Origin of the sequence: Delftia sp. SD018, from assembly GCF_017355445.1 — a bacterium.
In the GTDB taxonomy this organism is placed as follows: Bacteria; Pseudomonadota; Gammaproteobacteria; order Burkholderiales; family Burkholderiaceae_C; genus Comamonas; species Comamonas acidovorans.
The window spans coordinates 126,724-150,410 of sequence record NZ_JADDRN010000001.1; the positions used below are offsets into that span (position 1 = coordinate 126,724).

A 23,687-nucleotide genomic window follows, 5' to 3' on the forward strand; every position below is an offset into this window, starting at 1 on the left:
GGGAATGGGATGCGTCCCCGCTATCCGGCAGTACGCAGGCCGCGCAGGTCTGGATGTGCCGCAATTGAAAGTGGTTGTAACTTTTTGTGTTTGACGTCGATTGCCGTTTTTTTTGAATCCAGACCCCGCTGCGCTGCGTATCCAGATCAGCCGGAATCGTTCGGCTTGTCATCAACCCGCTAGGAGCATTCCATGATCTCGATTCAAAACACCCGCAAGCTGGCCTCGTTCGGCCTGGCCATCGTGATGTCGGCTGCCTCCGTGGCTGCCATGGCCGATGTGATGGTGGGCGGCGCACCCATGCTGCCGTCCAAGGACATCATCGACAACGCCGTCAACTCCAAGGACCACACCACCCTGGTCGCAGCCGTCAAGGCGGCGGGCCTGGTCGATACGCTCAAGGGCCCGGGTCCGTTCACCGTGTTCGCGCCCACCAATGCCGCCTTCGAGGCCCTGCCCGCAGGCACGGTGGACACCCTGCTCAAGCCCGAGAACAAGGGCACGCTGACCACCGTGCTGACCTACCACGTGGTGGCCGGCAAGTGGGATGCGGCGGCGCTGTCCAAGATGATCAAGGACGGCAAGGGCATGGCCAGCATCAAGACCGTCAGCGGCGGCACGCTGGTGGCCAAGTCCAGCGGCTCCAAGATCATGCTGACCGATGAAAAGGGCGGCACGGCCACGGTGACCATCCCCGACGTCTACCAGTCCAACGGCGTGATCCACGTGATCGACAAGGTGCTGCTGCCCAAGTGAGCGGCACAGGCAGCGAGCGGGCCGGCCACTGACCGCCGTGGTCAGTGAGCGGAGCCTTGCGCCTTCGCCATGCGCCTTGCGGGCGCGCCGCCGGAGGGCGCTCCGCCGGAGGGCGCGCCGCCAGAGGGCGCTCCGCCATAGGTCGATCCCGCATAGATGGCCGCCAGCGTCAGCGCCATGCCGGCCAACGCCATCGGCGTGGGCCGGGCGGTGAAGAACAGCACGTCGATGGCATAGGTGCCTATGGGCTCGGCCAGCAGGATGAGGCCGGCCAGCGAGGCCTTCACATGCGGCACGGCCGTGCTCACCATGAGCCAGGCCACGCCCTGCACCAGCAGGCCATACAGCAGCAGCGTGCCGAAATCGGCCGCACTGGCAATGGCCAGCGATTCGCCCTCCAGCCACGCGGCCGCCAGCAGGCAGGGCGCGGCGGCGGCGCACAGCACGGCCATGTTGACGGCCGGATGCGTGGCGTGCGGCGGGGTCTGCCCCTTCTTGATGAAGACCACGCACAGCGCATAGGCCGCCGCCGAGGCCAGGCCCAGGGCCACGCCCAGCCAGTGCTCGGACGCCGAATCCGGGCCTGCGGCCAAGGGCAGGCCCGCACCCGACACCATGAGGATGCCGGTGGCCGCCAGCACCAGCGCCACGAAGTAGACGACCGTGATGCGCTCGCGGAACACCGCCCAGGCCAGCCCCGCCAGAAAGAACGACTGGCAGTTGGTCAGGATGGCGCCCAGGCCCGGCCCCACCATGCGTATGCTCTTGTGCCACCAGTACAGGTCCAGCGCCAGCGCGGCGCCGGCCAGGCAGGCGTACAGCAGGGCCTGGCGCGTCATGCGCCAGCGCAGGCCGCGCCACAGGGCAAAGCCGGCCAGCCCCAGGCCGCCCAGCAGCATGCGGTAAAAGCCCATGGCGCTCGTGCCCATGCTGCTGAAAGCCACGGCCACGCCGGACAGGCTCAGGATCAGCCCGCCCACGGCCAGCAGCGCCAGGTAGCTTGTCTTTCCGTTCATGCGCCTGGCCCCGTCACGCTTGCCGGTCGGCGGCATCGCGCCGCCGGTATTCGAGCTGGCGCGCCGTCTCGGCCGCGATCTCCGCGCCCAGCAGGCGCTCCACCAGGTGCAGGGCCATGTCGATGCCCGCCGCAAACCCGCCCGAGGTGACGATGGCGCCCTCATCGATCCACAGCCTGTCGGCGCTCACGCGGGCGGCCGGCGCAATGGCGCGCAGGTCTTCCGTGTCCTCGAAGTGCGTGGTGGCCTCGCGCTGGTCCAGGAGCCCTGCCCGCCCCAGCAGGAAGGAGCCCACGCAGACGGAGCCCGTCACCTCGCTGCTGCCGGCCACCTGCCGCAGCCAGGCGGCGACCTCGGGTGCGGCCAGTTCGGCCTGCAGCGCGCCGCCGGCCACGATCAGCAGGTCCAGCGGGGGATGGTCCTGCAGGCTGGCCTGTGCCTGTATGCCCACGCCTTCGCGCGTGCGCACGGCGGCGCCGCTGCGGCTGATCACCACGGGCTGAAACGGGGGCGAGGCCGCCAGCCCGCGCCGCACGGCCACGCGCGCGGCCACGTCGAATACCTGCAAAGGCCCTGCAAACTCCAGCAGCACCACGCCATCAAAGACGAAAAATCCAACGGTCCGGGTCTTCATCCACCACTCCTGTCTGTCGAGGAGTGGCAGCTTAGGCAGGCCGCAGCGCGCGGTCTTGGACGGAATTGATCAGGCCGGGCCGCTCAAGGCCGCTCAGGGCCGCTCAGGGCCGCATGGCCTGGCGGTACTGCGAAGGCGCCACGCCGTGCGCGCGGCGGAACCAGTTGGAGAAATGGCTCTGGTCGTAGAAGCCCAGCGACAGTGCCACCTCGCTCAGCGCCAGCGTGCCGCGCAGCAGGCCGCGGGCGCTTTCGGCGCGGCGGGCCTGGTGGTAGGCATGGGGCGTGATGCCGTAGCGGCGGCTGAAGCTGCGGATGGCGTGCTCGGGACTGAGCCCGCAGACGGCGGCCAGCCGCGCGGCGCCCAGCTCCTGGTCCGCATGGGCGTCGATGAACTCGCGCAGCAGCGCCGCGCTGGCGCCATCGGGCGCATGCGGCCGGCCGGGGCTGTGCACCACGCGGCGCAGCAGCGCCAGCAGGGCCTCGTCGGCGGCCAGGCCGTCCTGCGGGCCTTGCAGCAACTGCCGGGCGCAGGCCCGGGTCTGCGGGTCGCGCAGGCTGACGGCGTCGAACCAGCCATCGCGCACGCCCAGCAGCGCGTGCATGCGGGCGGGCTCGACATGCAGCATGTCGTAGGTCCAGCCCTGCTCGCCGCCCGGGCGCCCGTCGTGGATCTCGCCGGCGTTGAACAGCGCGATATCGCCACCCGTGAACTCGCGCTCGGCGCCCCGGCTCCAGCACAGCTCGCGCCCGCCGTGGATGACGGCAATGCCCATGGTGTCGTGGAAGTGGCGCGGATAGCGGTGCTGCACGGCATGGCCGCTGAGAATCTCCACGCCGCCCAGCGCGCAGTGGCGGCGGTAGGTCAGGGCGCGTTGCGGGCGCTTGCCGGGTAGGGGCGCGGCCATGGCTGGTCTCAATCCGCGCCGGGGGCCGTTGCCGGCGTCCTGGCCTGCGCGGCCAGCTTGGACAGCCGCCAGCGCGTCAGGTCGTCCGCGCCGGGGCCGGCCTCCACGCGCAGCTCGGAAAAGGGCACGCTCTGGCCCGACTCCTCCTCCACCAGCGCCAGCCGCAGGGGCGTGCCCGATTGCGCGCGCACAAAGCGCATGGGCGGCTGGGCCTGCTGCTGCAGGCGCCACCGGTCGCCGACCTGGGCCAGCGCCTGGATCACCAGGGACAGGTCGCGGCCCTTGGGCGTGAGCAGGTACTCGTAGCGGTCCGGGCCGCTTTGGTAGAGGCGGCGCTCGACCAGGCCGGTCTGCTCCAGCTGGCGCAGGCGGTCGGTCAGCGTGGCATTGGTGATGTCCGTGGACTTTCTCAGGTCGTCATAGCGGCTCAGGCCCAGCATCAGGTCGCGCAGCACCAGCATGGCCCAGCGGTCGCCTACGGCCTCCAGCGCGGTGGCGATCGAGCAGGCCATGCCCTCGAAGCTCTTGGATCGCATGGGGTTTCCCTTGTGTGTTCGCGGTTGTCGCAGGCCTGGAGTGTCTCAGCAAAACGCAAGCCCGGTCCGCAAAGGTGGATTGCGTGCTTGTAACTCTAATGATTGGAGTTTATATTTGGAGCCACTATCAACCACGGCTTTTCAAGCAAGGACTTCCTTCATGAGCACGCATCAAGGCACCGCCATCGTCACTGGCGCCTCATCCGGCATTGGCGCCGTCTACGCAGACCGCCTGGCCGCCAGGGGCCATTCCCTGATCCTGGTGGCCCGCCGCGAGGACCGGCTGCAGGCGCTGGCGCAGCGGCTGCGCAGCGCGCATGGCCGCGAGGTGGAGGTAGTGGCCGCCGACCTGGCTGACGCCGCCGGCCTGCAGCGCGTGGCGGCGCTGCTGTCGGGTGAGCGTGACATCCGCATGCTGGTGAACTGCGCCGGCCTGGGAGCCCTGGGCCCGGCCGCCCAGGTGGATGCAGGCGAGGTCGATCGCATGGTCATGGTCAACATCCATGCGCTGACGCGGCTGTCGCTGGCGGCGGCGCGGCTTTTCGCCACGCGCGGCCGGGGCACGCTGATCAACATCGGCTCCATCCTGGCCCTGATGCCGGTGCCGGGCGCCTCCAGCTACGGCGCCTCCAAGGCCTATGTGCTGAACTTCACGCGCTCGCTGCAGGCCGAGCTCGCTTCCAGCGGCGTCATGGTGCAGGCAGTGATGCCCAGCCTGGTGCACTCCGAATTCTTCGGCGGCAAGCCCGCGCCGTTTCCCGAGCACCTGTTCATGTCGCCCGAGTCCTTGGTGGATACGGCCCTGGTCGCACTCGACCAGGGCGAGGCCATCTGCTTTCCCACGCTGGGCAGCACGACCGCCTGGCTGGACTTTGACCAATCGCGCGCCAATCTCGTCAAGGCGCTGACGCTCAGCGGCGTGCCGGCAGCGCGCTACCAGGGCGCGGATGCAGGCCAGCCCGCCTGACGCCTGACGCCTGACGGCCCGCCGCGTCGCCAGCCCGGATTTCCCGAAACCCCTTCTTTTTGCACCCGGAGAAAACCATGCCCCTGTGGAAGATCTACCACCCCGAAAACGCCTTCAGCGATGAAGACAAACAGGCCATTGCCCAGCGCATCACGGCCGTCTACGGCGACCTGCCGCGCTTTTACGTGGGCGTGGTGTTCGAGGCCGTCGCGCGCACTTCGTTCTTTATCGGCGGCGAGCCTGCGGATGATTTCGTGCGCATCTCCGTGGACCACATCGCGCGGCAGATACGCGACGAGGAGACCAAGACACGGTTCCTGGAAGGCGTGCGGCGGCAGCTGTCCCCCTTCATCGCCGACCGGGGCCTGCGCTGGGAGATGCATGTGGACGAGACGCCCTTCAGCCTCTGGAGCATCCAGGGCCTGCGCCCGCCCGTGCCGGGCACGCCCGAGGGGGAGAAGTGGCGCCTGGACAATCGGCCCTCTCCCCTCTGAGAGCCTGCCATCAGCGCAGCGACAGCCCCGCCGACTGAATCGCGCGGGCGTAGCGCGGGCGCTCGCTTTGCAGGCTCTGGCCCAGGTCGGCCGGGGAGCCGCCCGCCACCTTGAAGCCCATGTGCTCCAGCTGGGCGCGCACATCGGGCGCCTGCAGCACGGTCTGCAGGTCGCGGTTGATCTTGGCGACGATGGGCGCGGGCGTGCCGGCCGGCGCGAAGTAGCCCTGCCAGCTTTCCACCGAGAAGCCGGGCACGCCGGCCTCGGCCATGGTGGGTACCTGGGGCAGGGCGTCGGAGCGGTAGGGCGTGGTCACGGCCAGGGCGCGCAGCTTGCCGGCGCGCACGTACTCGGTCACGGCGGCCAGCGTGATCAGCGTGGCGTCGGTATGGCCGCCCAGCACGTCCAGCGAGGCCGGGCCACCGCCCGGGTAGGGGATGTAGTTGACCTTGGCGCCCGTCTCCTGCGTGAGGATTTCATGCGCCACATGGGCAATGCCGCCATTGCCGGGCAGGCCCAGGCTGATGCTTTGCGGCTTGGCCTTGGCGCGGGCCAGGTAGTCGCCCAGCGTGTTCAGGCCCGTGCCGGGGTTGACCACCAGCACCTGCGGATTGACCACGGCCTTGATGATGGGCGTGAAGGCCTTTTGCGTGTCGTAGGGCAGCTGGGCGAACAGCAGGCCGTTGAGCGTGAGGCCCTCGCCCTGCTGCAGCAGGGTGTAGCCGTCGGGCGCGGCCTTGGCCACCTTGGCCGCGCCGATGGTGCCGCTGGCCCCGGCCACGTTCTCCACCACCACCGACTGGCCCCACAGCGCGGCCAGCTTGTCGGCCAGCGTGCGCGTGAGCTTGTCGGCGCTGCCCCCGGGCGCCACGGGCACGATGATGCGCACCGGCTTGTTCGGAAAACTGTCGGCCGAGGCCAGGGCCACCGGCGCGTGCAGGGCCAGGGCGGAGAACAGGGGAAGCAGCAGTGCGCGCAGCGCAGACGGGGTGCGGATCATGGGAGTGCCGGAGTGCAGAGAGTCGATGTCCGCAGTCTGGGAGGCTCCTGGCGCGGCGTGAACTAAGCATTGCGGCTATGCATATGCGGCTGCCGCACAACGTGCGTCACGCTTGCCCCACGCATGCGCGCGCAGTGCCCAAAGCTCATATCCATATCTGCAATGCGTCGTTGGCGCCGGGGCGGGAGAGGCCTAACTTCGTGTCCTCCCGCGAACGTCCTCCCAGGCACTCCTATGACACAGACCCATCTCTCCATCGACTTCAGCGGCAGCGACGTGGCCAGCCGCCGCGCAGCCGCCATCACCGGCTTCATCGCCACGGCCCGGCGCCTGCTCCCCGATCCCGAGCGGGCCACGCCCGAGCAACTGCAAGCCGTGGCCCGCGAGCTGGAGGCGCTGGGCCTGCAGCGCGAACTGTTCCCGCACGCGCACTTCCCCGTCTCGGCCAGCAACCCGGCCCAGGTCTACCGCCTCAGCGAAGACCTGGGCGGGCGCTATGCGCTGTACCTGTCCACCGGCCTGCCGGGCAAGTCCCAGCCGCCGCATGACCACACCACCTGGGCCATCATCGCGGGCGTCGAAGGCGTGGAGCGCAACGTGTTCTTCACACGCGGCAAGACCGACGACCCGCTGCGCGACACCCTGGCGGTGGGGCGCGGCGTCGATGTGGGCAGCGGAACCTCGGTAGTGCTCACGCCCACCGATGTGCACACCATCGAGCTGATCGGCGAGGAGCCCGGCCTGCACCTGCACTTCTATGGGCGCGGCCTGGAGCGCATGCCCGATCGCGTGGTCTTCGAGAGCCTGGAGGGCGGCAGCTTCCGCACCTTCGGCCCGCCCAAGTCGATTCGCCATGCGCTGGTCACGCCCGCCGCGCTCCGGCAGGCCCTGGCCGATGGCGAGGAAATCGCCGTGCTCGACGTGCGCGAGGCCGGTGTCTTCGCACACCGCCACATCCTGTTCGCGGCGCCGGCCCCGGCCTGGCGGCTGGAGCAGCTCATCGACCGCCTGGTGCCGCGCCGCGGCACGCGCATCGTGCTGGTGGATGGCGACGGCTCCCTGGCCCATGAGGCTGCGGCCAAGCTCGTGCGCCTGGGCTGGCCCAATGTCTCCGTGCTCGAAGGCGGCACCGAAGGCTGGGCGGCCGAGGGGCTGGAAATCTTCAGCGGCACCAACGTGCCCAGCAAGGCCTTCGGCGAAGTCATCGAGCATGAAAAGCACACGCCCTGGATCACCTCGGACGAGCTGGGCGCGCGCGTGCAGCGCGGCGACAACATCGTCGTCGTCGACAGCCGCACGCCCGAGGAATTTGCGGCCTTCAGCCTGCCCTTTGCCCTGAGCGTGCCGGGGGCCGAACTGGTCTACCGCATCGGCGAAATCGCCCCGGACCCGCAAACCCTGGTCGTCGTCAACTGCGCGGGCCGCACGCGCTCCATCGTGGGCGCGCAGACCCTGATCGACGCCGGCATCCCCAACCAGGTCGTCTCGCTGCGCAACGGCACCATGGACTGGCTGCTCACCGGCCGCAGGCTGGCCCATGGCCGCCGCACCCCGCTGCCCGAGCCCGGCGCCGTCGCCCTGGCCACGGCACGCGAACGCGCAGCCAGCGTGGCACAGCGCGCGGGCGTGCAATCCATTGATGCGGCCGAACTGGCCCGCTTCGAGTCCGAAGCCACCGAACGCACGCTCTACCGCTTCGACGTGCGCACCCGCGAGGAATATCAGGCCGGCCACCTGCCCGGCTGGCGCTGGGCGCCGGGCGGCCAACTCGTGCAGGCCACCGACGAATACGCGGCCACGCGCGGCGCACGCATCGTGCTGGCCGACTGGGACGGCGTGCGCGCCCTCACCACCGGCGCCTGGCTGGCCCAGCTGGGCTGGGAAGTCTTCATCTACGTTCCGCCCACGCTGGCCACCCTGGAGATCGGCGCCGAACCCGTGCGCGTGCTCGCCTCCCACGCGCCTGCGCCCCAGCTGTCCGTGCAGCAGGCGCAGGAGCTGCTGGGCGAAGGCCGGGCCATCGTCTTCGACGTGGACAGCCGGCCCGCCTTCGAGAAGCAGCACATCGCCGGCGCGCGCTTTGCCGTGCCTGATCGTCTGCCCTCCTTCGTGCAGGCCCTGCCGCCAGCGCAGGTCGTGGTGCTGACCTCGCCGGACGGCGTGCTGGCGCGCAGCGTGGCGGCCGAACTGGCTGCGCGCACCGGGCGCGATGTGCGCTCCGTCGTTGGCGGCACTTCTGCCTGGGCCGCTGCCGGGCTGCCGCTGGGGCAGGGGGATGCGGATGTGCTGACGGGGGATGATGACCAGTGGTACAGCCCTTATGCGCATCGGGATCTGGGGTTGAGGGATGCGGGGTTTCGGGCTTATCTGGATTGGGAGTTGGGGCTGGTGGGGCAGTTGGAGAGGGATGGGTGGGCTGCTGAGATTCGGCTGGTGCCTGCTGTTTGAGTCTGGCTCTGGGTCTGCTTTTTGTCCCTGCCGGGTGGTTATTTCTCGAGGCCGGGTCTCGGCCCGGCAGCCGACTCCCTTTCTTATCGCGCGATAAGAAAGGAAGCAAAGAAGCGCGCCCCGCACTGCCCACGACCCTTCGCTTCGCTGCGGGCGACCTGCGTTGGGCGGGATGCGGGGTGTGCCGCAGAACTCGCTGCGCGCTGGCGCGCTTCGCTCAAACAACTGCGGCAAGTCAGATGACGAAGCAAGCCTGTCCTTCGGCAGGCTTGCCACCCCGCATCCCGCCCAACGCAGGCGTGGGCAGAAGGGGGGAGGCTTGGGAACAGCCAACAGCCAACAGCCAACAGCCAACAGCCAACAGCCGGCGCCATCACTGCGTTCGGCTTCAAACCAGGGGCCGAGCGAAGCGAAGGCCCGCACCAACTTCCCGTATGTCAGCGCCTGCGGCGTGGTGGTTGCGGGGTTGCAGTCCTGCCGAAGGACAGGACTGCTTCGTGATCTGACTCGCCGTGATGTTTGAACGTAGCGCGCAGCGCGAAGTGAGTTTCACGGCGAACCCCGCAACCGCCACGACGCAGGTTGCCCCGCAGCGAAGCGAAGGGGTCGCGGACATTCGGGTCGCCTTTGCTTTGCCTACTTTCCTTTGGCGAAACAAAGGAAAGTAGGTCGGCCGCCGGGCCGAGACCCGGCCTCGAAAAGAAACCCCCCGGCAGGGCCAGAACCAGCAAACGCAGCAAACGCAGCAAACGCAGCAAACGTAGCAAACGCAGCAGCGCCCAAAAAATCTCAGGCAGCCAGCCTGAACCGCTCCACCACCCCCCCAAACCCCCTCTCCAGATCCGCAATCAAATCCAAAGGATCCTCCAGCCCCACATGCAGCCGCACCACAGGCGCAGTCCCCGTCCACACACTGTGCTCCCGCAACCGCTCAGGCTGCGCCACCAGCGCCAGGCTCTCGTACCCGCCCCACGAAGCCCCCTGCGCAAACTGCCGCAACGAGTCAACGAACACGGCGCCGGCACCGGCGTCCACCCCTTCGGCAAACGCGAATGACACCAGCCCGCTGGCCCCGCTGAAGTCACGCTTCCACAGCGCATGGCCGGGGTCGGACGGCAGGGCCGGGTAGAAGACGCGGCCGACCTGGGGCTGATGCTCCAGCCATTGCGCGATTTCGGTGGCGTGGCGCTGGTGCTGGGCCAGGCGCACGGGCAGGGTGCGCAGGCCGCGCAGTGCCAGGTAGGCGTCGTCGGCGCCTATGGTCAGGCCCAGGGCCTCGTAGGCGGTGGATATCTTCTTCGACAGCGCGGGGCCGTCGGTGATGACGATGCCCTGCATCACGTCGGAGTGGCCGGCGATGTACTTGGTCGCGGCCTGGATGGAGAGGTTGGCGCCGTGCTCCAGGGGCTGGTAGAACCAGCCGCCGCTCCAGGTGTTGTCGGTGGCCACGGCAATGCCGTGCTGGCGCGCCACGGCGGCCAGGGCGGGCAGGTCCAGCACTTCGTAGAGCAGGGAGCTGGGCGATTCCAGGTAGACCAGGCGGGTGTTGGGGCGGATCTTGCCGGCCAGATCGTCGCGCGAGGGAGAGAAGTACTCCAGCGTGATGCCCAGGCGCTGCAGCAAGGTGGCGTCCACGCGGCGCACGGGGGAGTAGACGCTGTCGGCCACCAGGGCATGGTCGCCGGGCGAGAGCAGGGCGATGAGCACCAGGGTGATGGCGGACAGGCCCGAGGGCGTGAGAAAGGCGCGGTGCCCGCCCTCCAGCGCGACCACGGCGTCTTCCAGCGCGCGGTGCGTGTCCAGGCCGTGGCGGCCGTAGGAGGCCACGCGCTCGCCGGCCTCGCGGCGGTGGTGCAGGTCGGCGTAGGCGGCGCTGTCGGCAAAGCGCACGGTGCTGGTGCGCACCACGGGCACGTTGACGGGGCCGGAGCCGCCCTGCAGCGGCGGCGTGCCTGCGTGCAGCAGGCGGGTCGACGGGCCCAGGGGCCGTTGCTTGTCTTGGGGGGTGCTCATGCCACGGCCTCGCTGGGACGGAAGTAGGCGGCGTTGTAGTTCTTGACTTCGCCGGTGTCGGGGTCGATGGCCACGCGGCCGCTCAGGGTTTCCAGCGGTTGGCCGTAGAGATGGAAGTGCAGCGTGGGCTGCTCGCCCACGACGGCAATGCTGTGGATGTCATCGGGCAGGAAGGCGATGGAGGCACCGGGCTGCACGGTGAATTCGCGCGCCAGGTGGATGCTGGCGCGTGCGGGGTCGCTGCGGTCGTCCGTGCGCTCGTAGAGGCGGTTGAGCTCCTGGCCTTCGACGGCAACGATCACGGCCCAGGTCGTGTGGTTGTGCGGCGCCGTGGTCTTGCCGGGGTTGATGGAGTTCAGGTACAGGGCCAGGCCCGCATCGCCATCGGCCGGGTTGAGGCGGTAGCGCGTGGAGGCGCCCACGCCCTCGGTCTGCGCGGGCGGGGGAAAGTCCGCGCGGCTGAACAAGGCCTTGTGCGCGGCCAGCTGCTCCAGGCGTGCGGTGATGGCCGACAGGGTGCTGCGGTCGGGCGCGCCGGCCTGCAGCAGCTGGCGCACGTCGGCCAGGGCGGCGTCCACGGCCTGGCGGCGCCGGGTGGTGGCGTCTGTATGGGTGCCTGTGCCGGCCGGGGTTTCAGGCGTTGTTTCTGCGGTCATGGGGATGTGCTCCTGGAGGTGGGGGATCAAAGGGCAAAGCGCAGGCTGTTGAAGGGCAGCGGCGTTGTGGCCGGGGCGGCTGGCGCAGCCCTGGGCCGGGCACCATCGCCCAGGGCGCGCTGCAGGAATTCGCGCGTGCGCTCGCTGCGCGGGCTGCCGAAGATCTGGGCGGCCGGGCCGTGCTCGACGATGCGGCCGGCCTCGGTGAAATACACCTGGTCGCTGACCTCTTCGGCAAAGCGCATTTCGTGCGTGACCAGCACGCAGGTCATGCCGTCCCTGACCAGGTCGCGGATCACGGTCAGCACCTCGCCCACGGTCTCGGGGTCCAGGGCGGAGGTCACTTCGTCGAACAGGATCAGCTCGGGCCGCATGGCCAGGGCGCGCGCAATGGCCACGCGCTGCTGCTGGCCGCCGGACAGCTCGCCGGGGTAGGCGGATTCCTTGTGGTCCAGGCGCACCTTCTGCAGCAGGGCGCGGGCCTCGCGCTCGGCCGTGGCGCGGTCGCGGCCGACCACGCGCGTGGGGGCGATGACCAGGTTCTCCAGCACCGACAGATGGGGGAACAGGTTGTACTGCTGGAAGACGAAGCCCACACGCTTGCGCAGGGCGATCAGCTCGGCCTCGGTGCGCAGCTGGTCCACGCGCGTGCCCGCCACCGAGATGGCGCCGCGCTGGGGCCGCAGCAGGCCGGTGATGCAGCGCAGGATGGTGGACTTGCCCGAGCCCGAGGGCCCGATGATGGTCACCGCTTCGCCGCGCCGCACCTGCACGTCGATGCCCTTGAGCACCTGGTTGTCGCCAAAGGACAGGTGCACATCCTGCAGGTGGACCAGTGCGGGCGCCGTGCCTGCGGGGGCATCGGCCGTGGCGAGTTGGGAGAGAAAGGAGTCAGTGGCGTTCATGGCGTCGCTCCAATGCCCGGGTTGCCCGGGCGATGGGATAGCAATAGGCAAAGAAAAGCGCGAGCAGCGTGAAGTACACAAGGATGGTGAAGTCCGTGCGTGCCACGGTGTTGCTGGCGATCTGGGCGGTGTCCACCACGTCGTGCACGCCCACCAGCGAGGCCAGCGAGGTGCTCATGGTGATGCTGGCGTAGAGGTTCATCCACGGCGGCAGCATGCGGCGTACGCACTGCGGCAGCACGATGAGGCGGAAGATCTCGCTGCGGCGAAAGGCCAGCGACTGGGCCGCCTCCCACTGCGCGCTGGGAATGGACTGGATGGCGCCCCGGAAGATCTCGGCCACGTTGGCGCTGGTGGGCAGGGCCAGGCCCAGCACCACCTTGACCCAGTCGGGGAACGGAAAGGTCCAGCTCACCAGCTTCAGCTCGAACGGGAACACATAGGTGGTGAAGTAGATGAGCACCAGGATGGGCGCATTGCGAAACAGCTGCACATACCAGCGCACGCCCGTGCGCACGGCCGGCGTGGGCGACAGCGACAGGGCGCCCAGCACCAGGCCGGCCACGGTGCCGATGGCCACGGCCAGCACGCTGATCTCGATGTTGACCAGGAGGCCGCGCAGCAGCGCGGGCAGCCATTTCCACAGGTGCAAGAAGGCGGGCGGGGCGCTGTCCGTGGCGGCCCAGCAGGCGCACAGGGCCAGCAGTGCGGCGCCTGCGATCAGCCAGGGGCTGCGCGCCGCGCGCAGCAGGGCGGCGGGCAGCGGGCGGGGCGCGCCGCCGGTGTTCAGGGTGGCTTCATTGGCCATAGCCGGGCATCCTCAGGTGTTGTTCCAGCCAGCGGCCCGCCAGGCTGACCAGCCAGGTCAGCAGGCCGAACCACAGCAGGATGAGCAGCAGCAGCTCCAGCACGTTGTCGCGCTGCGACCAGATCATGATGGACTCGTAGGTCACATCGCCCACGGCAATGGCCGAGGCCACGGCCGTCATCTTCACCAGGTCCACCAGGTTGTTGGTCAGCGAGGGCAGGGCAAAGCGCACGGCCAGCGGCAGCTGCACGCGCACCAGCAGCTGGCGCTGCGAAAAGCCCAGCGAGCGCGCGGCCTCCAGCGTGGTGGCGGGCACGGCCTCGATGCCGGCGCGCAGCGCCTCGGCATGGAACACGCCCTTGTGCAGCGAGACCACGATCACCACCCAGACAAAAGGCGTGAGAGGGTTGTTGCCCGCGCCCCAGTCGCGCAGCTGCTGGGTGATCAGCATGTTGAGCACCAGGAAGGCGCAGTACAGCTGCACCAGCGTGGGTGTGTTGCGCGTGACCTCCACAAAGGCGCGCGCAGGCCGTGCCAGCCAGGCGCGGCCCGAGGTCAGGGCCGCCGCCAGCGCCACGCCGGCCGCCAGGCTGCCGGCAATGGTCAGCAGGGCCAGCTGCACGGTCACGAACATGCCGCGCACAAAGGCCTGGCGTTCGGACACATCCAGCACGAAGGCGTAGTTCAGGCCCAGGCCCTTGAGCGCTTGCACGCCCTGGGCAAGCAGGCTGTCGTTCATGGCACGGCCTCCAGGGCAGCCGGCTGTGCATGCGCTTGCGCTTGCGCAGCGGGGTCTTTCAGCGCGGCCACGGCGCGTGCGATGCGGGCCGTGGCCTCGGCCAGCACCTCGTCGCTGGCGGCGGTGGAGATGCGGAAGTACGGCGACAGGCCGTAGGCCCCGCCATCCACGGCAGCCACGCCTTCGGACTCCAGCAGCCATTCGGTCAGGTCGGTGTCGCTGGCGATGGGCTGGCCGTCCGGGCGCAGGTGGCCTATCAGCGCGCCGCAGTGCACAAAGGCAAAGAACGATCCGCCCGGCGGCAGCAGGGCCAGGCCCGGCACCTGGTCCAGCGCCTGGGTGACCCGTTGCGCGCGCCGCGCATAGGCGTTGCGGGCCTGCTGCACAAAGCTCTGGTCGGGCGACTGCAGCGCCGCCGTGGCTGCGGCCTGGGCCACGGAATTGGGGCCTGACGAGGCCTGCGACTGGATCACCACCATGGCCTGCACCAGCGCGGCCGGGCCTGCGCCCCAGCCGATGCGCCAGCCAGTCATGGCATAGGTCTTGGAGACGCCGTTGACCAGCAGCGTGCGATCGCGCAGGTCGGGGGCCACGGCCAGCCAGTGCGCGGGGGCCTGGGGCGTGAACCAGATGTGCTCGTACAGCTCGTCCAGCAGCACCAGAACCTGCGGGTGCTGGCGCAGCACCTGGGCCAGGGCGGCCAGTTCCTCGCGGCTGTAGACGGCGCCCGAGGGGTTGCCCGGCGTGTTCAGCACCAGCCAGCGCGTGCGCGGCGTGATGGCGGCCTGCAGCGCGGCCGGCGTGAGCTTGAAGCCCTGCTCAATGCCGCAGTCCACGATGACCGGCGTGCCGTCGTTCACGCGCACGATGTCGGGAAACGAAGGCCAGTACGGCGCGGGCACGATGACCTCGTCGCCCGCATCCAGCGTAGCCGCCAGCGCGTTGTAGATCACCTGCTTGCCGCCGTTGCTGACGATGATCTGCCCGGCGTCGAAGTCCAGCCCGTTCTCGCGCCGGTACTTGGCGCTGATGGCCTGGCGCAGCGCGGCCGTGCCGGGCGTGGGCGTGTACTTGGTTTCGCCACGGGCCAGGGCCGCGATGGCGGCCTGCTTGATGGGCTCGGGCGTGTCGAAATCGGGCTCGCCCGTGGTCAGCGCAATGATGTCGCGGCCCTGGCGGGCCAGGGCCGTGGCCCGCGCGCTGGCTGCGGCATTGGGCGAGAGCCTGACGCGCTGCACGCGCTGCGAAAGGGGAAAGGGCGTGGTCATGGCGTGGGGCCTTCCTGGAATGCGGCGGCTGGCGTTGGAGAAACCTGCGGCAAGTCGTGCGGCAAATCGTCCGGCAGGGCTTGCAGCACCTTGCCGGGATTGAGCAGGCCCAGCGGGTCGAAGGCCTGCTTGAGACGCCGCATGAGCTGCAGCTCCACGGCGCTCTTGTAGCGGGGCAGCAGGTCGCGCTTGGTCTGGCCCACGCCGTGCTCGGCGCTGATGGAGCCGCCATGGGCGTGCACGCTGTCGTGCACCACCTCGTGGATGGCGTCTTCCTGGACAAACAGCTGCGCGGGCGTGCTGTCCGGCGCGTGCGACACGTTGTAGTGCAGGTTGCCGTCGCCCAGGTGCCCGAAGGCCACGGGCCGCACGGCGCCAAAGCGCGCCTGCAGCAGCGCGGCCGTGGCCGCAAGAAAGTCGGGGATGCGCGAGATGGGCACCGACACGTCGTGCTTGATGTTGCGGCCGTCGCGCCGCTGGGCCTCGCCCAGGGCCTGGTCGCGCAGCCGCCACAGGGCCTGGCTTTGCTGCAGGCTCTCGGCAATGGCGGCATCGGTGACCAGGCCGTCCTCGAAGGCCTGGCCCACCACGCACTCTAAGCGCTGGCGCGCATGGTCCTCGCCCTCGCTGTCGGACAGCTCGATCAGCGCAAACCAGGGCGCGTTGAGCGCCAGCGGTATCGGCTGCTCGGGCACATGGCGGGCTATCAGGCCCAGGGCCGTGTCCGACATCAGCTCGAACGCCGTCAGGCTGGCGCCGAAGCCCGCCCGCGCCTGGCTGAGGAAGGCCACCGCATCGCGTATGCAGCCAAAGGCCAGCAGGGCCGTGTGCTGGGCGCGGGGCAGCGGATGCAGGCGCAGCGTGGCCGCCGTGATGATGCCCAGCGTGCCTTCGCTGCCCACGTACAGGTCGCGCAGCGCATAGCCGGTGTTGTCCTTGCGCAGCCCGCGCAGGCCGTCCCAGATGTCGCCCTCGGCCGTCACCACTTCCAGGCCCAGCACCAGCTCGCGCGCGTTGCCGTAGCGCAGCACCTGGGTGCCGCCCGCGTTGGTGGACAGGTTGCCGCCAATGGTGCAGCTGCCCTCGGAGCCCAGGCTGAGGGGAAACAGCCGGTCCGCATCGCGCGCTGCCTGCTGCACATGGGCCAGCACGGCGCCGGCTTCCACGGTCAGGGTGTCGTTGTTGGTGTCGATGGCGCGCACGCGGTTCAGGCGCGCCAGCGACAGCAGCACGGCGTGGCCCGAGGCGTCGGGCGTGGCGCCGCCCATCAGCCCGGTGTTGCCGCCCTGGGCCACGATGGGCGTGCGGTGGGCGCGGCACAGGCGCACCAGCTGCGCCACCTGGGCCGTGTCGGCAGGCCGTGCCACGGCCAGGGCCTGGCCCGTGAGGCGGCCATGCTGGTCGGTCAGGTAGCCGGCCGCATCGGCACCCGTGAGCACATGGGCATCGCCCAGGGCGTGGCGCAGCGCGGTGACCAGGTCGGCGGGGCCGGTGATGTGGCCGCTGGTGTGGGTGTGGGTGTGGGTGCTCATGCGGGCGCCTTCCTGAACTTGTCGTGCAGCTGGTGCAGCAGCGGCGTGGGCGTCATGCCGTTGCGCTGCTCCACCTCGATCAGCCAGCCCGTGCGGTGCCAGTCCTGCACGATGCGGTCGATGGCCGTCTGCGTGTCGGACTCGCCCTTGCGCAGCCAGATCACCGAGGGCGAGGGAATGATGTCCGCGGGCGAGACGATCTCGTAGTCCTTCCAGTCCGCATTGCTGGCCACGAGTTCGCGCAGCGTGGGGCTGACATGCACGGCGGCCGCGCAGTTGCCGCCCTTGAGGGCCAGCAGCGACTCGGGCTGGCCCCGGAAGGCCTTGATCTGGGCGCCGTATTGATCGGCCAGTGGCTTGGTGAAATTGCTGCCCTGCGACACGCACACGGGCTTGCCGCGCAGGTCGTCCCACTGGCGCACGCCGCTGTCCTTCTTGGCGATGGCGGCGCCGCCGACTTCCTCGAACGGCGTGGGCACGAAGGACAGGATCTCGCTGCGCTCCTGCGTCCACTGCATGTTGGCGATCAGGATGTCCACCTTGCCCTGCTGCAGGAACTGCATGCGGTTGGACGGCTGGACCTGCACGGTCTCCACCCCCACGCCCAGGCCCTTGGCCACGCCTTCGGACAGCTGCACGTTGTAGCCCACGTGCCTTTGCGTGACGGGGTCGATGGTGCCGAACGGCGGCCCCGAAAGCATCACCCCCACCACGATCTTGCCGCGCTGCTTGATGCGGTCCAGCGTGGCGTCGGCATGGGCTGCCAGGGCCGTGAGGGCGAGCAGGGCCGCCAGTGCGGTGCGAGTCGGCTTCATGGCTTGGCTCCCTTGGCGGCGGCCTGGGTTGCCTGCGCATCGGCCTGCGCTGCCGCATACACCGCGAAGTCGTAGGGCGCGCGGTCGAACTGGCCCTTCAGCGCGCGTTCGTGGCGCTCGGCGATCCAGGTGTCGGGCACGCCGCTGGCGCGGGCCACCTTGAGCAGAAAGCCCGTGCGGTGCCAGTCCTGGATGGCCTTGTCCACGAAGGCCTGGGTGTCGGCCTCGCCGCGGCGCGTCCACACCACGGTGGGCGAGGGAATCAACTGGTCCTGCGTGCCCAGCTCGAAGTCCTTCCACTCGGCTGCATTCGGGCCGGTGAGCTTTTCATAGAGCGCGGGCTGGATATGGACCGAAGCCGCGCAGGTGCCGCCCTTGAGCGCCAGCAGCGACTCGGGAATGCCGCGCAGGCCCTTGACCACGGCGCCATAGCTCTCGGCCAGGGGCTTGGCGAAGTTGCTGCCCTGCGACACGCAGGCCACCTTGCCGCGCAGGTCTTCCCAGCGCTTGATGCCGCTGGCCTTGGCCACCAGGGCGCCGCCGCCGATCAGGTCATAGGGCGTGGGCGCGAACGAGAGGATCTCGCTGCGCTCCTGCGTCCACTGGATGTTGGCGATCAACAGGTCCACCTTGCCGCTTTGCAGGAACTGCACGCGCGTGGAGGCCGTCACGGGAACCGTCTCCAGCGGCACGCCCAGGCGGCGCGCGATGTCGGCGGCCAGCTCGGTCTGGTAGCCGCCGGTCTTGCCGGTGGCGGGGTCCAGCACGCCGAACGGCGGGCTGGCGCCGTCGATGCCCACGGACAGCTTGCCGCGTTGCTTGATCTTGTCCAGCGTGGCATCGGCGTGGGCGGCACCGGCGCCCAGCAGCAGGGCCAGGGCGGCGGCAAGGGGGGAAAGGAGGCGGGGCATGCGTGAATCCATCAGGGAACGGAAGGCCCGGCCCCGTCTTGCGGGGCCTGGGCCTGGGTGGTCGAAAAAAAGCAGGGGTGGACCGCCGTGGCGGTCGGCGGTCAGCTGGCGGACTTGAACTTGGCCTGCAGCTCGGGCAGCAGCGGGTTGGCCGGCTCGATGCCCACGCGCTTTTCGGCGGCGATCAGCCAGCCTGTGCGGTGCCAGTCCTGCACCACCTTGTCCACGGCGGCGATGGTGTCGGCCTCGCCCTTGCGGGTCCAGACCACGGAAGGCGCGGGCAGCACCTCGCTGGCGATGGGGGCCGAGTACTGCGCCCATTCGGGGTTGCTGCGCAGCAGCGGGTAGATCAGCGTGCTGTCATGCACGGCGGCCACGCAGTTGCCGCCCTTGAGCGCCAGCAGCGAGTCCGACGAGCTCTTGTAGCCATGCACCTGGGCGCCGTACTCGCTGGCCAGCGGCTTGGCAAAACTGCTGCCCTGGGACACGCACACGGGCTTGCCGCGCAGGTCTTCCCACTTGGCGATGCCGCTGCCCTTGCGCACGGCGGCAATGCCGCCCACGCGGTAGAAGGGCGTGGGCGCGTAGCCCAGGGTCTCGGCACGGTCGGGGTTCAGTTCCATGGAGGCGATCAGCAGATCCACCTTGCCGGCCTGCAGAAACTGCACGCGCGTGGCGGTCTGCACCTGGACCAGCTCGGCCTCCACGCCCAGGCCCTTGGCCAGGGCGCGTGCCAGCTCGGGGTTCCAGCCCACCAGCTGCTGGGTGGAAGGGTCGATGGAGCCGAAGGGCCCGCCATTGACCAGCACGCCAATGGTGACCTTGCCGCGCTGCTTGATCTTGTCCAGCGTGGCATCGGCCCGGGCCTGGGTGCAGGCCAGGGCCAGCGCGGCGGCGATGAAGGTCAGGGATGCGGAAAGGGTGGCGCGGGGCTGGCGGCGCAGGGTGGGGCTTGTGTGCATGGCGGGAGCGGGGGAGCGGGGAATAACAGGGCCAACGAAAGATGCGTACGCCTGCATCTTCTGGCCGCCCTTGACCCACGGCAACAAAGCTTTGGGAGCATGTTTATGCACTTTGCGTCGCTGCATCAGGGTGATCACCAGGGGAATGTGGGCCCGAGGCAGGGCGGGTCGATGGTGTAATCGCGACGGCCGGGGTGCTGCGCTCACCGGCACCTCCCAGCGAGCCCTCTTCCATGCACCAAGCCCTAGCGTCCCTACTCGCCCCTCTCGCCTGCGCCGCCCTGCTGTGTGCCAGCCCCGTGGCCTGGGCCGCCAATCCCACCAGCTCGGGCAATTGCGAGGAAAGCTCCACCAACATGTCCGAGGTGCGCGCCTGCCTGCACGAGCAGAACGTGGCCATGGTCAAGGCCGCCTACGCCTCGCTGTCGCTCAAGCTCAAGGCCCGCATGCCCCAGGCGTCGGAAGAGCTGGAAGTGGCGCAGAGAAACTGGGTGCAGTACGCGCGCAGTGCCTGCGAGTTCCTCTCTGAATTCAATTCCGCCAGCTTTGCCAAGGACGATGCCCGCGCCAACTGCTGGAGCGACTTCGCCCGCGCCCGCACCAAGCAGCTCAAGTCCTGGGAAATGCAACTGGACAAGAAGCCCTGAGGGCGGGGACGCTGCTCACTGGTAGTTCAGCGTGAAGGTGGCCCTGCCGTTGGCCTGCCCCGTCGTGACTGCCGCAGCGGTCTGCACGTATTTGGCAGTCAGCGGGATCTTGAACTGGGCAACGCCCTGGACGATGGTTCCCGCACTCCATTGGTTGGTGTTGCCAGGCACGTTGGAGTCCGGGCCGTATCCGAGTGCGGTGCCATCCTTCAGTATCTGTATGCCTATTCCCGTGGCAACCGGCTTGCCGTCTGGCGCGGTCTGGCTCAAGGTCAGGACGTTGCTCTGATTGCTGGTGTCGTTGGCATCGGTGAGTGTGATGTGGGGGCGCAGAACGCTTTCGGGCGCGCCGCCCTTGCATTCCAGCGTGATGTCGAAGTGCTGGGGGATGGAGGTGGATTGGAGGCCCGTGAATCGCAGGATGGGCACAGCGCCCATGGGTACGGAGATGGTCGAGGCGGCCACCGAGCAGGAGGGACCGACCACCACCCTGGTGCGGCCGGACAGGTTGACGTTTCCTGCGGTGCAGCTGGGGCACTGGAATCGCATATCGACGTTCATCCCGGAGCCCGTTAGCGTGCCAGCGGAAACGTTGCCGGTTTTCACCAGCTCGATCCAGACATCCTGGGGATGTGAACTGACATTCCAAAAATAACCCAGTGCGCCCGAATGATTTTCTGATTCGGTGGTAATGGGCATGGTTCTGCCACTGGGAGCGTTGGGGCCTCGCCATGTGGCCCACCAGCGGATTCCAATGCCGGGAATATTGGTGCTGTAGACATTATTGTATCCGGGCGTCTTGTTCCCGGATTGAACATTGGCGGCTACAACGGCTTTTCCAACATCGTACTCGAATGCCGTGTTAAGCACTGCTCGAAGATTAAATACGGTTGTCGTAGACTTCCATAGCGTCGATCCGTTGGAGTAATTTCCGGGTACTGTTATTTCATCGGGCAGTGAAATGCTGGAGCTGGTGGGGGAGAATACGCCCCCGGAAAAGGCATTGGTGTTCATCGTTGCCGCTGAAAAGGCGATGAGAAATGGAAGGGCGATCAATGCAAGGCGGCGTACTTGCGAGAAAAATGAGGGAATGAAAGAAGAATGCATGATACTGATTCGCTCCATTGCTGAAGTATGATTCTCGAAAATATCACGCAATAGTTTTATTGAACTTTTGAGTGAATAATGAGGGGCTGGAAATGAAAGCATCGAATCATTCGATGGGTGGCCTCTTTAGTATTTCGCACTCTACGCCGAAGATATGAGGTGATGCAATCAGACTGCTCTGATAATGGAGCGTGGCTCAGTCAAAAGCCGACCATGCACGCCATTCGTAAAGAGCAAGGCCTGCGTGTCACGGAGCTCGGGCGCGTGGGAGGTCGTGCAGACAAGCCAGGTCCAGTCCGCTCGCGGCCCCGGCGACTGTCGTGAGCGCGCCAGGCCGCTCAGTTGCTGAGAGGTGCGGTCGGAGAAGCGTCCCTGGCACCTCTGGCGGCTTGCCAGAGCGCATCGGCCAGGGCTGTGATCTCAGGGGCCAGGTGCAGGCGTTCCAGCCAGCGGTCCGCAATGCCGCTGGCGCCGTGGAGGGCTCCGGCCAACTGGCCCGTGATGGCTGCCGTGGTGTCGGCGTCATCGCCCAGGTTGGCGGCCTGCAGTACCGCGCCTTCAAAGCTGTCATGCCTCGCAAAGCACCACAGGGCCGCCTCCAGGCTGTCCACCACGTAGCCGCTGCCACGAATCTGTGCGGCCGGCTTGTCGCGATAGTCGCCACGGGCAATCTCCCGCAGGCGCGGGCTGGCGCCGTTTTGCAGAACGCCGCCCAGGTCCAGAACCTGCTGCCGGGGCAGGCCGCGCAGTGCCCGGCACAGCGCCACGGCGAACAGGCGGCAGGCCTGCAGGCATTCGGGTGCCGCGTGGGTAGTGCTTGAGCTGAGTTCAGCCATGCGCTGTACCAGGTCCTCGTCGGGGCCGAAGAACATGGGCACGGGTGCCAGCCGCATCAGGGAGCCGTTGCCGGCCTGGTCCGGGTCGGGCGAGCCGGCCAGCGGATCGCCGGTGGCCAGGAAGCGCTGGATGGCCGCCCTGGTGGCCATGCCGATGTCAAAGCAGTTGCCGGTGGAACTCCAGTACCCCCATTCGTACCAGTTGGCATAGCGCGTCATCTGGTCCTGCGGGTCGCAGCCGCCACGCTGGAGCAGGCTTTCGGCCAGGCACAGGGCCATGGAGGTGTCGTCGGTCCACTTGCCTGCGGGCAGCGAGAACGGGCCGCCGCCCACCATGTCGGTCAGTGGCGCAAAGCTGCCGCGCGGCTGGAATTCCAGCGTCGTTCCCACGGCGTCGCCACAGGCCAGGCCCAGCAGGGCACCACGGTATCGGTCCAGCGTGTCCATGGCCATGCCTGTGCTCTCGCTCATGGTCCTGGAGCGGTGCTGCGCAGCCGCGCGCGCACCTGCATGAGGGCAAAGCCCAGCAGGTTCAGGCCCTGCCAGCGCGCGGGGTCGGTGGCTCGCACATCGTCGGCGGCTAGGCCGATGCCCCAGATGGCATCCACGGGGCTGGCCTCCACCAGAACCCGGTCGCCCGTGTTCAGCAGATAGCTGGCCAGGGCCGGGTTCTGGGAGAACTTGGCCTGGTTGGCGCGCACCACGATGCCCATGCGCGCGGCCACCCAGGCCGCTTCATCAAAGCCCTGGATGCCACGCCCCAGCTTCTTGGCCTCGCCCGGCGTGCGGCAGCGCACGATGGCCGCGTGCGCCGCCTCGTCGCCAAACAGCCGTGCCTTGCCCGCCATCATGAAATGCTCGGCCGTGGGGTAGTGCTGGCCATCGACCTCGAAGCCCGCCTCGAACCACTGGCTCATGCAGGTCTTGCCGATGGAGCCATCGGCTGCAGGCTGGTGGCCCCAGAACGGCAGGAAGCGCGGGGTGAGGCCCTGGGCCATGGCGCGCTGGAGGTCTTGCAGGGAGGCGATGTGGTCTGTGGTGGTCATACGGAGTTCTCAGGTGCGCAATTCTTCCTGTCGAGCCGCACGTAGACGCGCTCCACGGGAGTCAAGAGCATCGGATTTCCATCCTGGGCATGGGCCCGCTGCTCGATGACGAAGGATGTCATGTCGATGACCTCCAGCAGTTCCTCCGTGGCGAAACGGCGTAGCAGCTTGCCACGCAAGCCCAGCTGGATGGCACGCAACGGCAGCTTGGCGCCGCTGGGGGCATGGTCCGGATCCCATTGCTGGCGCACCTCGGAGGTGGCCACCGCTTGCTGCCACTCGGGCAGGCCAGCGTAGAGCTGGGGGTTGAAGGTGGAAGGTACGGCGGCATCCAGCAGGCTCTCGAAGAAAGTCCGGCGTATTCGCAGGCCGAGGATGACTTCCTGGCCGGCCTTGGTCGCCCAGCCGCAGCGATACATCATCCAGAGGAAATTGGGCTTGATCCAGCTCATGCGCGTGAAGCTGAAGTCCGGGCCGCCGAACTGGCCATGCTCCAGCGCGTGAAGGCCGATGGCCGGGCGATAGGCCTGGTAGACCACCACGGTGGAGTCGTCGTAGTGGGCGAGGATGTGCTCTCCCTCGGAAGGCCAGGTGGCAGATTGCTGCAGGTAGGGTGCTGTTGCGAGATTCATGGTCTATTCGTTGTCGTTGTCGTTGTCGTTGTCGTTGTAGGTGTTCTGAGGA

At 68.5% G+C, this 23,687-nt stretch carries 24 protein-coding genes; 5 read left to right on the forward strand and 19 right to left on the reverse strand.

The window, feature by feature from the left end; all coding sequences use genetic code 11:
• Positions 1-192 precede the first annotated feature (192 nt).
• A complete protein-coding gene (locus INR38_RS00605) occupies positions 193-756 on the forward strand; it encodes a fasciclin domain-containing protein (RefSeq protein WP_012207581.1) in 564 nt (187 codons plus the stop codon).
• 41 nt (positions 757-797) lie between these two features.
• On the opposite strand, the gene INR38_RS00610 is transcribed toward INR38_RS00605, so the two are convergent.
• From INR38_RS00610 to INR38_RS00625, 4 genes are all read right to left on the reverse strand, one after another.
• A complete protein-coding gene (locus INR38_RS00610; RefSeq protein WP_207442419.1) occupies positions 798-1,772 on the reverse strand; it encodes a DMT family transporter in 975 nt (324 codons plus the stop codon).
• 13 nt (positions 1,773-1,785) lie between these two features.
• Positions 1,786-2,406, reverse strand: a complete 621-nt coding sequence (locus INR38_RS00615) for a DJ-1/PfpI family protein (protein WP_065348053.1) — start codon at positions 2,404-2,406, stop codon at positions 1,786-1,788.
• Positions 2,407-2,509: 103 nt separating this feature from the next.
• Entirely contained in the window at positions 2,510-3,313 is an 804-nt protein-coding gene (locus tag INR38_RS00620) for an AraC family transcriptional regulator (RefSeq protein WP_012207578.1), read from the reverse strand.
• Between the two features lie 8 nt (positions 3,314-3,321).
• Positions 3,322-3,849 carry a helix-turn-helix domain-containing protein gene (locus tag INR38_RS00625; protein ID WP_207442418.1) on the reverse strand — a complete coding sequence of 176 codons (528 nt, stop codon included), beginning with the start codon at positions 3,847-3,849 and terminating at the stop codon, positions 3,322-3,324.
• Between the two features lie 160 nt (positions 3,850-4,009).
• Here INR38_RS00625 and INR38_RS00630 point away from each other — a divergent pair, with 160 nt between their 5' ends.
• Both INR38_RS00630 and INR38_RS00635 read left to right on the forward strand, forming a co-directional pair.
• Positions 4,010-4,816 carry an SDR family NAD(P)-dependent oxidoreductase gene (locus INR38_RS00630; RefSeq protein ID WP_207442417.1) on the forward strand — a complete coding sequence of 269 codons (807 nt, stop codon included), beginning with the start codon at positions 4,010-4,012 and terminating at the stop codon, positions 4,814-4,816.
• A gap of 77 nt (positions 4,817-4,893) precedes the next feature.
• Positions 4,894-5,310 (forward strand): tautomerase family protein, encoded by a 417-nt coding sequence (locus INR38_RS00635; protein WP_013800576.1) that lies wholly within the window; start codon positions 4,894-4,896, stop codon positions 5,308-5,310.
• Positions 5,311-5,320: 10 nt separating this feature from the next.
• Here INR38_RS00635 and INR38_RS00640 read toward each other — a convergent pair whose 3' ends face one another.
• Entirely contained in the window at positions 5,321-6,310 is a 990-nt protein-coding gene (locus tag INR38_RS00640; protein ID WP_207442409.1) for a tripartite tricarboxylate transporter substrate binding protein, read from the reverse strand.
• Between the two features lie 234 nt (positions 6,311-6,544).
• On the opposite strand from INR38_RS00640, the gene INR38_RS00645 reads away from it, so the two are divergent.
• A complete protein-coding gene (locus INR38_RS00645) occupies positions 6,545-8,758 on the forward strand; it encodes a rhodanese-like domain-containing protein (RefSeq protein ID WP_207442407.1) in 2,214 nt (737 codons plus the stop codon).
• A gap of 789 nt (positions 8,759-9,547) precedes the next feature.
• Here INR38_RS00645 and metC read toward each other — a convergent pair.
• From metC to INR38_RS00695, 10 genes are all read right to left on the reverse strand, one after another.
• Positions 9,548-10,771 (reverse strand): cystathionine beta-lyase, encoded by a 1,224-nt coding sequence (gene metC, locus INR38_RS00650; RefSeq protein ID WP_207442405.1) that lies wholly within the window; start codon positions 10,769-10,771, stop codon positions 9,548-9,550.
• Positions 10,768-11,427, reverse strand: coding sequence for a cysteine dioxygenase family protein (locus INR38_RS00655; RefSeq protein WP_207442403.1), 660 nt, complete (start codon positions 11,425-11,427; stop codon positions 10,768-10,770). The genes metC and INR38_RS00655 overlap by 4 nt, the downstream gene beginning before the upstream one ends.
• A 26-nt stretch (positions 11,428-11,453) precedes the next feature.
• Positions 11,454-12,332 carry an amino acid ABC transporter ATP-binding protein gene (locus INR38_RS00660; protein WP_242698924.1) on the reverse strand — a complete coding sequence of 293 codons (879 nt, stop codon included), beginning with the start codon at positions 12,330-12,332 and terminating at the stop codon, positions 11,454-11,456.
• Entirely contained in the window at positions 12,319-13,140 is an 822-nt protein-coding gene (locus tag INR38_RS00665) for an amino acid ABC transporter permease (protein ID WP_207442401.1), read from the reverse strand. Before INR38_RS00665 ends, INR38_RS00660 begins: the two co-directional genes overlap by 14 nt.
• Entirely contained in the window at positions 13,130-13,879 is a 750-nt protein-coding gene (locus INR38_RS00670) for an amino acid ABC transporter permease (protein WP_034397155.1), read from the reverse strand. The genes INR38_RS00665 and INR38_RS00670 overlap by 11 nt, the downstream gene beginning before the upstream one ends.
• Positions 13,876-15,147: an aminotransferase class I/II-fold pyridoxal phosphate-dependent enzyme gene (locus tag INR38_RS00675; RefSeq protein WP_207442399.1), complete on the reverse strand. Its 1,272-nt coding sequence runs from the start codon at positions 15,145-15,147 to the stop codon at positions 13,876-13,878. Before INR38_RS00675 ends, INR38_RS00670 begins: the two co-directional genes overlap by 4 nt.
• Complete coding sequence (locus INR38_RS00680; protein ID WP_207442393.1) at positions 15,144-16,679, reverse strand: FAD-binding oxidoreductase; 1,536 nt, start codon at positions 16,677-16,679, stop codon at positions 15,144-15,146. The genes INR38_RS00675 and INR38_RS00680 overlap by 4 nt, the downstream gene beginning before the upstream one ends.
• Positions 16,676-17,494 (reverse strand): transporter substrate-binding domain-containing protein, encoded by an 819-nt coding sequence (locus INR38_RS00685; protein WP_207442392.1) that lies wholly within the window; start codon positions 17,492-17,494, stop codon positions 16,676-16,678. The genes INR38_RS00680 and INR38_RS00685 overlap by 4 nt, the downstream gene beginning before the upstream one ends.
• Positions 17,491-18,405: a transporter substrate-binding domain-containing protein gene (locus INR38_RS00690; protein ID WP_013800587.1), complete on the reverse strand. Its 915-nt coding sequence runs from the start codon at positions 18,403-18,405 to the stop codon at positions 17,491-17,493. Before INR38_RS00690 ends, INR38_RS00685 begins: the two co-directional genes overlap by 4 nt.
• A 101-nt stretch (positions 18,406-18,506) precedes the next feature.
• Entirely contained in the window at positions 18,507-19,367 is an 861-nt protein-coding gene (locus INR38_RS00695; protein ID WP_047219606.1) for a transporter substrate-binding domain-containing protein, read from the reverse strand.
• Positions 19,368-19,600: 233 nt separating this feature from the next.
• Here INR38_RS00695 and INR38_RS00700 point away from each other — a divergent pair, with 233 nt between their 5' ends.
• Positions 19,601-20,014, forward strand: coding sequence for a lysozyme inhibitor LprI family protein (locus INR38_RS00700; RefSeq protein WP_034397148.1), 414 nt, complete (start codon positions 19,601-19,603; stop codon positions 20,012-20,014).
• 15 nt (positions 20,015-20,029) lie between these two features.
• On the opposite strand, the gene INR38_RS00705 is transcribed toward INR38_RS00700, so the two are convergent.
• The 4 genes from INR38_RS00705 to INR38_RS00720 form a co-directional block, all read right to left on the reverse strand.
• On the reverse strand, positions 20,030-21,121 hold the full coding sequence (locus tag INR38_RS00705) for a fimbrial protein (RefSeq protein ID WP_242698925.1): 1,092 nt from the start codon (positions 21,119-21,121) through the stop codon (positions 20,030-20,032).
• Positions 21,122-21,459: 338 nt separating this feature from the next.
• The gene (locus INR38_RS00710) at positions 21,460-22,428 is read right to left on the reverse strand and encodes an ADP-ribosylglycohydrolase family protein (RefSeq protein ID WP_242698926.1); all 969 of its coding nucleotides are present in this window, start codon (positions 22,426-22,428) and stop codon (positions 21,460-21,462) included.
• Positions 22,425-23,003 carry an NADAR family protein gene (locus INR38_RS00715; protein WP_207441530.1) on the reverse strand — a complete coding sequence of 193 codons (579 nt, stop codon included), beginning with the start codon at positions 23,001-23,003 and terminating at the stop codon, positions 22,425-22,427. Before INR38_RS00715 ends, INR38_RS00710 begins: the two co-directional genes overlap by 4 nt.
• Positions 23,000-23,635: a DUF4291 domain-containing protein gene (locus INR38_RS00720; protein WP_242698927.1), complete on the reverse strand. Its 636-nt coding sequence runs from the start codon at positions 23,633-23,635 to the stop codon at positions 23,000-23,002. Before INR38_RS00720 ends, INR38_RS00715 begins: the two co-directional genes overlap by 4 nt.
• Positions 23,636-23,687 lie beyond the last annotated feature (52 nt).